Below are 11,606 nucleotides of genomic sequence, written 5' to 3'. Positions count from 1 at the left end.
ATCGCCTGGCGGCGCAAGGCCGCCACGGAGAGACGAAGCATGATCGCCAATGTGCTGGTCGGGTTGGTGGCCCTGATCCACCTCTACATCGTCTATCTGGAGATGGTGCTGTGGGACACGCCGCGCGGCCACAAGGCGTTCAAGCTGACGCCGGAATTCGCCAGCGCATCGAAAGTGCTTGCCGCCAACCAGGGGCTCTACAATGGCTTTCTCGCCGCCGGGCTGATCTGGGGGCTTTACGTCGGCGAGGCCGGTTTCCAGATCAAGGTCTTCTTCCTGCTCTGCGTCGCCATCGCCGGCCTCTACGGCGCGGCGACGGTCGGCAGGAAGATCCTGTTCATCCAGACCGTGCCGGCAGTGCTGGCGCTGATCGCGCTCGGGTTTGGTTGGTGACCGGCCAGCGATCAAAGAAGGACGCCAGCGGGGCACAGGCCCCGAGGCGTCAGACAGTCCCTTCCTTGCCTTGAATGGTCAGCCGTTTGGATAATGGCCGCCATCGGCCCCATCGCCGATCAGGAAACCCGTGCCGCTGTCAGCCCGTCGCGTCTGGTCGACATTGTCGAGCCGGCGTAGCAACTGCTGATATTGCGGGGCCGGTATTCGGCCATGATCCGCCGCCGCCGTCCTTGCGGCGGCCTGACTGATATGGGCGGCCCGCATGTGCAGCCTTTGCGCCTCGGCCGCCGTGATTGTGTTCGCCTGCCTGGCGTCCGCTATGCCTTTGTCCACGCCGCGTATTTGATCGATAAGGCCTTTCTCGCGCGGACCGTAGAAGGTGGTCGGTGTCGCTTCGTCGAGCGCGCCCTTGTGATGTCCGGCGGCGTAGGCGCTGGCAAAGGGAACAGCGATGAGAAGCGCGGTGAGGGTTGCAGTCCTGAGAGTCTTGGGAGCGAAAGAGCGCATGATTGCGTCTCCTTTTAATGGAGAAGGCGGGCGCTTGTTAATGGAGAAGGCGGGCGCTTGGGTCGTCCTGCCTCAGACCTCGGGCCGTCAGGTTCCGTCGCGTCGCGATGAAGGTTCACCGCCGGCGGTTCTCGGCCCCCAGAGAGGCTAGAAGCGGGCCGCGGCAAAGTGTAATTAAAAAAAGATAATCTTTTCAGGCCTTGCCGACAGCGCGACGGTGCCCTAACTCGCGCCGTCGCTGCGAGCCAAGCCTGTTCGGGGGGGCGGGCTCAGCGCTCGGTCAGTTTCAGCTCGATACGGCGGTTCTTGTTGCGCGCGTCTTCGGTGTCGGCGGGGTCGAGCGGCTGGAATTCGCCGAAGCCGGCCGCCACCAGCCGGTTGGCCGGTACGCCATTCTCGATCAGGAACTTCACCACCGAGGTCGAGCGCGCCGTCGACAGTTCCCAATTGTCGTGATAACGGCCGGTGCCCGACAGCGGCTTGTCGTCGGTGTGGCCGTCGACGCGCAGCACCCAGTTGATCTCCGGCGGGATCTCCTTCTGCAAGTCGATGATGGCGTCGGCGAGCTTCTTCATCTCGACCTTGCCGGCGTCGTTGATCACCTCGGAGCCAGTCGGGAAAAGCACTTCCGACTGGAAGACGAAGCGGTCGCCGACGATGCGGATGTTCTCGCGGTCGGCGAGGATTTCGCGTAAGCGGCCGAAGAAGTCGGACCGATAGCGGTTCAGTTCCTGCACGCGTTGCGCCAGCGCGACGTTCAGGCGGCGGCCGAGATCGGCGATCTTGGTGTTGGACTCGCGATCGCGCGCTTCGGACACGTTGAGCGCTTCTTCGAGCGCTCCGATCTGTCTGCGCAGTGCCGCGATCTGCTGGTTGAGGATTTCGACCTGGCTCAGCGCCTGCTGGCTGATCTGGCGCTGGTTGTCGAGCTCGCCAGAAAGTGCCGTGGCGCGCCGGTTGGCTGCGTCGCCAGCACCGGCGCCTTGCGCCAGCAATTGCTCGAGCCGGCTCTTTTCCGCCTCTGACGCCGACAGCGACGCCTGTAAATTGGCGAGCGAATCTTCCCTGTCCTGCGTTGTCGAGCGTTCCAGCGCCAGAAGCTGGGTCAGTTCGTTGATCTGCAAGTTGAGGCGGTTGAGCACCGTGTCCTTGCCGGAGATTTCGCGGCCGAGCAGGAACTGCGCCAGCACGAAGACCGTGAGCAGGAACATGATCGCGAGCAGCAGCGTCGACAGCGCGTCGACGAAGCCCGGCCAGTAGTCGATGCGGCGATCGGCACGCCGGCTCCTGGCGAGAGCCATGCTAATGAACTCCAGGCTTCTTCAGGGCGTCGGCGATCTTCTCCAGCGTGCTGCGCATCGCCTTCTGCTCGTCCGATTGGGCCTCGACCCAGTCGCGCATGATCTGCTGCTCCGAGCGCATGTTCTTGACCAGGCCCGAAATGCCGTCGGCAAGATTGGCCATGGCGGTGGCGACGCGCGGATTGGCGCCGCCGCCATTCTCCTGCAAGCTGCGCAGTTTTTCCGACAGGACGCGGATCTCGTCGGAGGATTCGGCCTTGACCGGTTCGGCGACGACGATGTCGGACGACAGGTCGGTGACCGAGGACAGCCAGTTTTCGAGTTCGGTGTAGAAGCGCGTCTGGGCGCGGCCAGCCTGCAGGTCGAGGAAGCCGAGCACCAGGGAACCGGATAGGCCGAACAGCGAGGACGAGAAGGCGGTGCCCATGCCGGCCAGCGGCGCGGAAAGCCCCTGTTTCAGCGATTCGAGCACGGCGGCGGCATCGCCGGTGCCCGGATCGAGCGACTCGATGGTTTCGCGGATCGAGCCGATCGTGTTGAGCAGGCCCCAGAAAGTGCCGAGCAGGCCAAGGAAGACCAGCAGCCCGACAAGATAGCGCGAGGTGTCGCGGCTTTCGTCGAGGCGGGTGGCGATCGAATCGAGCATGGTGCGCATCGAACTGGTCGAGAAGGCGATCGTCGACGAGCGGCCGATCATTGCCTTCATCGGCGCCAGCAGCACCGGTTCGGTGGTTTCGGAGCCGGCCCGAAAGGAGTTGACCCAGCGCACTTCGCGAAACAGCCGGCCGACCTGCACGAAGGCCAGCAGGATGCCAACCACAAGCACGCCGATGATCAGGCCGTTGAGACCGGGATTGGTGGCGAAGGCGGTCGAGATCTGACGGGTCAGGATGGCGGCGATGAAGGCGACGATCATCAGGAAGATGACCATGGTCAGGAGAAAGACCTGCGGGCTCGACAATTTGTGCGGATCGTACATCAGAACGTCGGAGCGTCTGTCCGTGCCGAAGGATTTGAAAAAAGCCATCCGTGCCCCGTTTCCGATGCCGCTGCCGCCAAATCACGTTTGACGGCGACTCTAAACGCAATTGTGACGAAATTGAATGGCGCTTGGCAATATTGCCAACCGGTTCATCGGTGTCAGAGCCGGTTGATGACCAGGCAGTCGACCATGGCGGCCAAATGCAGGCTGGCGCCGGTGACGACAAAGCCGTGCCACAGCGCATTGTGGAAGCGCAGGCCCTTCCAGGCAAAGAAGATGACGCCGCAGGAGTAGACGATGCCACCGGCAACGATCAGCGCGATCGATGTCGTCGGCAGCGTCTGGACGAGCGGCTCGACCAGGACGATGCCGCTCCAGCCGATGGCGAGATAGAAGACGATCGCCAGCCTGTCGAAGCGGCCGGGAAGCAGCACCTTGATGGCGATGCCGATCGCTGCGGCAACCCACACCAGGACGATCATCGAGACGGCCAGCGGCGAGCCGTCGAGCTGGGCCAGGAAGGGCGTGTAGGTCGCAGCGATCAGCAGATAGATCGCGGCGTGGTCGAAGCGTCGCAAAATCCACTTGGCCGGCGACACCGGCCACAGATTGTAGGCCAGCGACACCGACAGCACGGTGAGCAGCGAAACCACGTAGAAGGCAGCGGCGACATATTCGCCGGGGCCGGCATGGGGGGCGGCCAGCGCCAGCAGGGCCGAGCCGGCGGCAATGGCGAGCACGATGCCCACTGCATGGACGATGCCGTCGGCAATCATTTCGGCGCGCGAATAATGCCAGCGTCCCATGAAGGGGATCTCGATCAGGGATTCGGGCCTGATGTTCGTCATGAATGATCCTGCATCCCCCTTATCTGGGCGGATACCGAACAGTATTTCAAGCTTTGGTTGCGGTTTTGCGACTGCGGCGGTTCAGCGCGCCAAGTTGATCAGCGCGGCGGCACCGGCTTTTTCACCGTCTTCAGCAGTGCGCGCTGGATGATCTCGTTGCCGGCGACGACCGAGCCGCCATCGAGCATGTTCTGTCCGCCGGCGAAGTCGGACACGAAACCGCCCGCCTCGCGGATCAGCAGGATGCCGGCGGCGATGTCCCAGGCCGACAGACCGGTTTCCCAGAACCCGTCCATGCGGCCGGCAGCGACGTAGGCGAGATCGAGCGAAGCCGAGCCGAGGCGTCGCACGCCCGAGACCTCGGCCATCACATTGCGCAGCTCGACAAGGAAATTGCCGTGCTGGCCACGCCCGAGATGCGGCACGCCGCAGCCGATCACCGCGTCGATCAGCTTGCTGCGGCCGGCGACGCGCAGCCGGCGGTCGTTCATGAAGGCGCCGCCGCCGCGCTCGGCGGTGTAGAGCTCGTCCATCGCCGGGTTGTAGATGACGCCGGCGACGATCTGACCCTGGCGCTCCAGCGCGATCGAGATGGCAAAAAGCGGAATGCCGTGCAGGAAATTGGTGGTGCCGTCGAGCGGATCGACGATCCAGCGGTGCTGGCCGTCGTCGCCTTCGATCACGCCGCGCTCCTCCATCAGGAAGGCGTAGCCCGGCCGCGCCTTCGACAGTTCGGTGAAGAGGATGTCCTCGGCCTTGCGGTCAGCCTGGCTGACATAGTCGCCCGGCCCCTTCATCGAGACCTGCAGGTTCTGCACTTCGCCGAAATCGCGCGACAGCGAGCGGCCGGCCTTCATGGCGGCCTGGACCATGACATTGAGAATCGCGGAACGCGCCATTGTGTTCTTCCTGCTGCGCTTCTTCCTGCTGCCGGGCGCTTTAGTCGGCGCGGCGCACGTAAGTGATTTCGTTGGTGTCGACGACGATGCGCTCGCCCGAACCGATGAAGGGCGGCACCAGCACGCGGATGCCGTTCTCCAGTATCGCCGGCTTGTAGGACGAGGCGGCGGTCTGGCCCTTCACCACCGGGTCGGCCTCGGTGATGGTCAGCGTCACCTGGTCGGGCAGCGAAATGCCGATCGGCCTTTCGTCGTAAAGCTGGACCGTCACCATCATGCCGTCCTGCAGGAAGGCGGCGCGGTCGCCGACGAAATCCTTTTGCAATTCAAGCTGCTCGTAGCTTTCGGTATCCATGAACACCAGCGCTTCGCCCTGCTCGTAGAGGAAAGAGAAATCTTTCATCTCCAGCCGGATCTGTTCGACGGTTTCGGCGGAACGGAAACGCTCATTGAGCTTGGTGCCGTTGATCAGGTTCTTCAGCTCGACCTGGTTGTAGGCGCCGCCCTTGCCGGGCTTGACAGTGTTGGTCCTGACCGCCACCCAAAGGCCGCCGTCGTGCTCGATGACGTTGCCGGGACGGATTTCGTTGCCATTGATCTTGGCCATGATGATGCAATCCGGAATGAGATTTTCGCGATGAAAGCGATTTGGCGCCTCCAAGACCACAAATCGCCAGGAGAGGCAAGGGAGTGGGCAGGAGGGGGAGTGCGCTCGGGGCATTCCCTCGTCAGCATCTAACCCGCGTCGCTGTCAGATATTCACCGTCCGTGGCGCGTTACGGCAAGAGGTTGGCCTTCTGTAGCGCCTGCTTCGTCTGCTCGTCGGTCAGGCCCTGCAGAAAATCGTCCATCTGCAAGTCGATGAGCCCGGCGCGCCGGGCGACGACGTACCAGGCGCCGGCAAGGATCGGATCCGGATCGGTGCCGATGCCGCCCATGTAAAGCTTGGCGAGGCGGTTCTGGGCGGCGACATTGCCGCCCTCGGCGGCTTGCTTCATCCAGCCGAAGCCAGACTTCAGGTCGCGGGCGCCGCCACGTCCCTCGATCATCCAGGCGGCGAGATCGATCTGTGCCGTGTCGTAATTCTGCCGTGCTGCCTGCGCCAGCAAGCCCCGGGCCTGGGCATCGTCACGCGGCGTGCCGCCGACGCCATTGGCATAGATCTGCGCCATCGCATATTGCGCGTCGGCAAGGCCGGTCGCGGCGGCGCGCTGATAGTAGGACACGGCCTTTGCGATGCCGGCATCGCCCGGATCCTGCTGGACCAGCAGTTGCGCGAAGTTGAATTGCGCCAGACGGTTACCGGCCTCGGCGGCGGCCTGCATCAGCGCGTAGGCCGCCTTTTCGTCCTTCTTGACGTAGCGGCCGTCGAGCAGCATCAGCGCATATTGGAATTGCGCTTCCGGTATGCCCTGCTCGGCGGCAAGCGCGTACCACTTTGCCGCCTCCGCCGCGTTGACCGGCATGCCAAGACCGCGCGACAAGATCTCGGCGACCAGTGTCTGCGCCGCTGGATCACCGTTCTGGGCGCGGACCAAAGCGAGGTTGTAGGCCGTCTTGTAAAGGCCGCGCTGGAAGGCGCCATAGGCGGAATCCGAAGGCTTTGCACCGAAGCGGTCGGGATTGATGGCGTCGGCCGACGGCAGCGGGGCGGTGGTGGCGGGCTGCGGCAGCGGCGTGGCGATCGGCTTGTCCGTCTGTGTGTCGGTGTCGGGCTTGGGCTGTGGCAGCGGGACGGTCTCCGCGACGGCGGCCTGCACCGTGAGCGCCGCAAGGAATACACCGAAAAGGATTGTCCGCGCCGGCACGTCAGTCCTCGAAACGCGGCGCGGTTTCGTCGAGCAGCGCATTGGCGCTGGCGACTGCCATCCTTGGGTCGACGCCGTCGGCGAAGACGGCGCTGGACAACGCCACGAATTCGGCGCCGGTGGCAGCCACCGCTTCCACCGAGGCGAGGTCGGATCCGGCCATCACGATGCAAGGAATCTGGATCACATCCGCCCACCATTGTCCCAGCGACAGGTTGCGTGGGTGCGGCTCCGGCTTGTTGTCGTAGCCGAAGCGGCCGAAGAAGATGTAGTCGGGCCTGACTTCGCCGAGCTCCAGCGCATCGTCGCGGGTCTTGGCGCCGCCGGTGCCGACCATGATCTTTCCCTGGAAGCGCTCGATCGTCTCGGCGAGTTCGGCCTTGCCGACCTCGACATGGATGCCGTCGGCCTGGACGCGGCCGGCTATGCGGGTGTCGCCGGCAATGACGACAGCGACGCCTGCCGCTTGCGCCGCCGGCACGATCTGCTCGGCGAAGGCCTGGAAGGAGGCCTCGTCCATGCCGTTCTCGGGCAGGATGAGCGAGGCGACGTCGCCGCCCTCGAACGCCGCGCCGATGCGCTCTGCCGACACGCCGGGCGGCGCGATCAGCACGATGCGGCAGCGATTTGGAGGCGTTGCGTCGTTCATTGGTTTTCGATCCCGGTTTTCGCCTATGCCGGGCGAAGATGGTTGCATTGCGGCATAGAGCAAAGTGCCTGCCTTGAACAGGCGGGCGGGCAGGATCATTGGCGCATGATTGTCGTCCGGCGACGTTCTTCCCTCACTTGATTGCCTGAGTGCTCTCGGCTGGCGGCTTCGATTTCCACAGCGTCCAGCCGAGATTCATGCCGGCGGCCGCGACCAGGATGGCGGCGGCGCCGACGATCTGGGCCGGATGCAGCCGGTGGCCGAAGGCAACGACATCGACCAGGATCGCAACCACGGGGTAGATGAAGGACAGCGACCCCTGCAGATGCGTCGGCAGTTTCTGAATGGCGCCGTACATCAGAATGTACATCAGACCGGTATGGACGACGCCAAGCGTCGCCAGCATGCTCCAGCTCCACGCATCGGCGGGAAGGTGGGAAAGGTTGGCGAAGGGTGCCAGCATGACGACACCGACGCAGACCTGGATCAGGGCGATCAGGTGCGGTGGCGTACCTTTGAGCTTCTTCGTGACGATGGCGGTGACAGCCCAGAAGAAAGCCGCACCCAGCGCCATCGCGATGCCGGTAAAATAATCCGTGCCGACATTGCCTGTATTGGGGCCTGTATTGGGGCCTGCATTAGAGCCTGCATCAGGCGAGGCCTGCACGATCAACAGCATGCCGGCGAAGGCGATGCCAAGCCAGGTCAGCTTTGTCATGGTCAGCCGCTCTGAGAAGAAGAGCGCGCCAAAGCCGACCAGCATGAAGGGCTGCGTGTTGTAGACAGCCGTGGCGATCGAGATCGAGGCGCGGGAAAACGAGCTGAACAGCAGCAGCCAGTTGATGACGATGGCCGCACCGCCGAGAGCCGCGATTGCCACGACGCGAAGCGACAGCCTGCCGCGCAGCAGTCCCAAGGCGGCGCAGATGATCAGCAGCGTTACCGCGCCGAAGGCGCAGCGCCAGAACACCACGTCCATGATGGGCTGGCCCGAAAGGACGACGAACCAGCCGATCGTGCCGAGGATCGCCATCGCGGCCGTCATTTCGATGGTGCCGCGTGCCATGTTGTCCATGAGATGTCCCTGTGATCCGTTGAGGCTTGACAATCTCATGTGGCTCCAACGCTTTCTATAATTTTCGAAAGGTGATATCGGTGTTTCGCCTAATTAAGTGAGGAAATATTCGTTTTTGCTTGAGGACCGTAAAATGCTGGACGAGCTGGACAAAAAGCTTCTCGACATCCTGATCCGGGATTCACGAACCTCGCTGAAGGAGTTGGCCCAAAAGGTCGGGCTATCGTCGCCAAGTGTTTCGGAACGGCTTCGACGTCTCGAGGATCGCGGCGTTATCAGGGCTTTCACCATCGAGATCGATCCCCAAGCGCTCGGCTACACCTTGCAGGCGATCGTTCGTATCCGGCCCTTGCCGGGCAAGCTGCATATCGTCCAGAAGCTGATCGAGGAGACCCCGGAGTTTGGCGAATGCGACAAGGTGACGGGCGACGACTGCTTTGTTGCCCGGCTGTTCGTGCGTTCGATCGGCGATCTCGACAAGCTTCTCGACCGTATCGCCGACAAGGCCGAAACCAGCACCGCCATCATCAAGGCGCAGCCGATCCAGAGGCGCCCGCCACCGCTCGACATGCCAAGCATGTGACCCGGTGGCAACGGGTACATATTTTGCGGTCGCGGCGTGACCGTTTCTGGTCTATTCCAGAGCCAGACCTTCCCTCCAGCCTCCTTTCCCCATGTCAGGCCTTCTCCTCGATCCGTGGTTCTATGCCGCCGCCATTCCAGCCGTCATCCTGGTCGGTCTGTCCAAGGGCGGCTTTGGCGGTGCGGTCGGCTTCGTCGGCGTGCCGCTGATGGCGCTTGCCATGCCGCCGGTGCAGGCCGCCGCCATCCTGCTGCCGATTCTGTGCCTGATGGACATCGTCTCGGTGTGGACATGGCGGGGTGTCTACGACCGCAAGATGCTTACGGACATGATGCCGGGGGCGGTGATCGGCATCGGCCTCGGCTGGCTGACCGCGGCGCTGGTGACACAGGAAATGGTGCGGCTGATCGTCGGCGCCGTGGCCATTATCTTCGTGCTTCGCTGGGTCTATCTACAGATGCGGCACGGTGCGAACCACGCTGCCGAGCCCAACCGCGCGGCTGCCGCCTTCTGGGGGACGGTCGCCGGCTTCACCAGCTTCGTCGCCCATGTCGGCGGCCCGCCCTTTCAGGTCTATGCGCTGCCGATCCGGCTCGATCCGAAAGTACTGTCGGGCACCGCCGCAATCTTTTTTGCCGCCACCAACGCATTGAAGCTCATCCCCTATTTTGCGCTGGGACAGTTCGACACCACCAATCTGGCCGCGTCAGCGGTTCTGCTACCGCTGGCGCCGCTCTCGACCGTCGCCGGCGCCTGGCTGGTGCGGCGGATGCGGCCGGAACTGTTCTATCCATTCACCTACGCGACCGTGGCGGTCGTCGCGGTCAAGCTTCTGTGGGACGGGATCGCCGGCCTCCTATAGATCGCCGCCCATTGAAGCTGCCGGCGGTCGAGCCGCTTGAGCATTCTGCAGCCAAGTGGAATCACCTGGCGTCGTCAGAAATACGGCTAAAACAAATAGATAGAGCGGGGGCGCTCAGTTCAATTTGAACGCATTCCGCTCTATCGGCTGCGCCGCAGACTTCAGGCGGCACTCGGCACCAGCCGGCGCGCCCCGCCGAGGGCGAGAGCAATCCCGGTGGTCAGGACCAGCGCCATGCAGCCCAGGATGGTGACATCGTTCAGCGTCGGCTTCAGCACCATGTCGGCGATGATCACGAGCATCACCGAATAGTCGAGGCGTGCAGCGCTGAGGATGCGCTGGCCCTGGGCCAGGGCCGCCGGCGTCACGCCGTCCTTGGCGATCATCCCCGCCATGCGGTCGGCGGTCGGCTTGAAGACGAACATGCCGATGCAGAAGGTCGTTGCATAGCCGGCAAGGCCGATCAGGATCCACAGGTCGGAGAAGCCGACCCAGAACCCGCACATGATGAGGCCGAAGGCAAGCGTCAGCATCGACATCGGCGCGAAGAACCTGTTGCCCAACTCTCCGGTGGCGCGCATGGCCTGCAGCATGCCTTCTATGTTTCCGGCGCGGTCGGCGCGTACGGCAAGCACCATCAGCGTGAAGCCGCCGCCGACCCAGAGGATCGCCGAGACGATGTGCAGAAATTTGACGATCGAGTACCAGTCCATGTTTTTCCCTCCTGGATGTTTCTTGATGATCGTGAGCGGCGCAGGTTTGCTCCGTCTCGCTGCGAGGAGCGGGCGTTTAGCGCGGCGCCTGTTTCGGAACGATGTCGCGTGGGAGGCAGGTTTGTTTCGGCGTCCTGCGAAACGCGGCCGGAATGGAACCGTTAAGCGATTGCACGAGTGTGCCGCGCTGTTTGCTGCTACTGCTGCAGGGCCGGGAGGGGTCGGCCGCGATGCGGCATCGTCCAGAAACATTGCCGATGCTAATGCGCCGATGCCGGGGATCCGGTGGCGGATCAACCGCCTAAACTCAACCCATTCCCAAAGCGGGAAATGGCAATTCGGGGGATATGATGCAAAAGGTAGCACGAAATTTCTTCACGCTGGCCGTCATCTACGCACTGTGCGGGATGGCGCTCGGCCTTCAGATGGCGATCAGCAAAGACCATGGGCAGATGCCGACCCACGCCCATATCATGGTGGCCGGATGGCTGATGTCGGCGGTGTTTGCCTTCTTCTACCATTTGTTTCCGGCAATCGGGCAAAAGACGCTCGCCACCGTCCATTTCTGGTTGACGGCAATCAGTGGCATCGGCCTGTTGATCGGCCTTTACATCATGCTTGCCGGCAACCCGGCGATCGAGCCGCTGGTGGCAGTGTCCTCGATGAGCTTTTACGCGGGATTGCTGCTGTTCGCCTACATCACGCTGCCGGTGGTGTGGAAAGCCGAGCGGCTTCCTGAGCCCCAAAAGGCCTGAGCACTGTGCTGTTACGGCACAGGCGGGCGACACTTGATCAAAAAATATCCGCGCCGTTAAGGCTTCATTAAGCTTTACAGGCGTTTACTATGCGCATCCAGTGATCTGGATTCTTACCGAGTGGTTGGAGCCACTTTGTTTGACGCCTCCCTGTTAAACTCCTGAGAGCCGCCTTATCCGCGGCTCTTTTTTTGTCCGCGATCCGGGTTGCACGGCGCCTGCGCCGCC

At 63.1% G+C, this 11,606-nt stretch carries 14 protein-coding genes; 4 read left to right on the top strand and 10 right to left on the bottom strand.

Annotation, left to right across the window (positions count from 1 at the left end; all coding sequences use genetic code 11):
• Positions 1-39 precede the first annotated feature (39 nt).
• Entirely contained in the window at positions 40-393 is a 354-nt protein-coding gene (locus E5X88_RS07875; RefSeq protein WP_292159985.1) for a DUF1304 domain-containing protein, read from the top strand.
• Positions 394-471: 78 nt separating this feature from the next.
• On the opposite strand, the gene E5X88_RS07870 is transcribed toward E5X88_RS07875, so the two are convergent.
• The 9 genes from E5X88_RS07870 to E5X88_RS07830 form a co-directional block, all read right to left on the bottom strand.
• Positions 472-903 carry a hypothetical protein gene (locus tag E5X88_RS07870; protein WP_292159983.1) on the bottom strand — a complete coding sequence of 144 codons (432 nt, stop codon included), beginning with the start codon at positions 901-903 and terminating at the stop codon, positions 472-474.
• A gap of 269 nt (positions 904-1,172) precedes the next feature.
• Complete coding sequence (locus E5X88_RS07865; protein ID WP_292159981.1) at positions 1,173-2,204, bottom strand: peptidoglycan -binding protein; 1,032 nt, start codon at positions 2,202-2,204, stop codon at positions 1,173-1,175.
• Between the two features lies 1 nt (position 2,205).
• Positions 2,206-3,231 carry a MotA/TolQ/ExbB proton channel family protein gene (locus E5X88_RS07860; protein ID WP_292159979.1) on the bottom strand — a complete coding sequence of 342 codons (1,026 nt, stop codon included), beginning with the start codon at positions 3,229-3,231 and terminating at the stop codon, positions 2,206-2,208.
• A 113-nt stretch (positions 3,232-3,344) separates the two neighbouring features.
• Positions 3,345-4,034 carry a hemolysin III family protein gene (locus E5X88_RS07855; protein WP_292159977.1) on the bottom strand — a complete coding sequence of 230 codons (690 nt, stop codon included), beginning with the start codon at positions 4,032-4,034 and terminating at the stop codon, positions 3,345-3,347.
• A gap of 98 nt (positions 4,035-4,132) precedes the next feature.
• Positions 4,133-4,933, bottom strand: a complete 801-nt coding sequence (locus tag E5X88_RS07850) for an inositol monophosphatase family protein (RefSeq protein WP_292159975.1) — start codon at positions 4,931-4,933, stop codon at positions 4,133-4,135.
• A gap of 40 nt (positions 4,934-4,973) precedes the next feature.
• On the bottom strand, positions 4,974-5,540 hold the full coding sequence (gene efp, locus E5X88_RS07845) for an elongation factor P (RefSeq protein WP_145711109.1): 567 nt from the start codon (positions 5,538-5,540) through the stop codon (positions 4,974-4,976).
• 169 nt (positions 5,541-5,709) lie between these two features.
• On the bottom strand, positions 5,710-6,741 hold the full coding sequence (locus E5X88_RS07840; RefSeq protein ID WP_292159971.1) for a tetratricopeptide repeat protein: 1,032 nt from the start codon (positions 6,739-6,741) through the stop codon (positions 5,710-5,712).
• Position 6,742: 1 nt separating this feature from the next.
• Positions 6,743-7,390: a thiamine phosphate synthase gene (locus tag E5X88_RS07835; RefSeq protein ID WP_292159968.1), complete on the bottom strand. Its 648-nt coding sequence runs from the start codon at positions 7,388-7,390 to the stop codon at positions 6,743-6,745.
• A 133-nt stretch (positions 7,391-7,523) separates the two neighbouring features.
• Positions 7,524-8,465: a DMT family transporter gene (locus E5X88_RS07830; RefSeq protein ID WP_292159967.1), complete on the bottom strand. Its 942-nt coding sequence runs from the start codon at positions 8,463-8,465 to the stop codon at positions 7,524-7,526.
• 133 nt (positions 8,466-8,598) lie between these two features.
• Between E5X88_RS07830 and E5X88_RS07825 the strand changes: the two genes are divergently transcribed.
• Together E5X88_RS07825 and E5X88_RS07820 are read left to right on the top strand one after the other, a co-directional pair.
• The gene (locus tag E5X88_RS07825; RefSeq protein WP_292159965.1) at positions 8,599-9,048 is read left to right on the top strand and encodes an Lrp/AsnC family transcriptional regulator; all 450 of its coding nucleotides are present in this window, start codon (positions 8,599-8,601) and stop codon (positions 9,046-9,048) included.
• A gap of 91 nt (positions 9,049-9,139) precedes the next feature.
• Entirely contained in the window at positions 9,140-9,910 is a 771-nt protein-coding gene (locus E5X88_RS07820; protein WP_292159963.1) for a sulfite exporter TauE/SafE family protein, read from the top strand.
• Positions 9,911-10,071: 161 nt separating this feature from the next.
• Here the strand turns inward: E5X88_RS07820 and E5X88_RS07815 are convergent, their stop codons facing one another.
• A complete protein-coding gene (locus tag E5X88_RS07815) occupies positions 10,072-10,623 on the bottom strand; it encodes a DUF2269 family protein (RefSeq protein ID WP_292159960.1) in 552 nt (183 codons plus the stop codon).
• Between the two features lie 350 nt (positions 10,624-10,973).
• On the opposite strand from E5X88_RS07815, the gene E5X88_RS07810 reads away from it, so the two are divergent.
• Positions 10,974-11,378 carry a hypothetical protein gene (locus tag E5X88_RS07810; RefSeq protein ID WP_292159958.1) on the top strand — a complete coding sequence of 135 codons (405 nt, stop codon included), beginning with the start codon at positions 10,974-10,976 and terminating at the stop codon, positions 11,376-11,378.
• The last annotated feature ends 228 nt before the right edge of the window (positions 11,379-11,606 follow it).

It is taken from the genome of Mesorhizobium sp., from assembly GCF_004962245.1.
In the GTDB taxonomy this organism is placed as follows: domain Bacteria; phylum Pseudomonadota; class Alphaproteobacteria; order Rhizobiales; family Rhizobiaceae; genus Mesorhizobium.
Note: the sequence above shows the minus strand (reverse complement) of the source record. Positions and strands in the feature narration are given on the sequence as shown.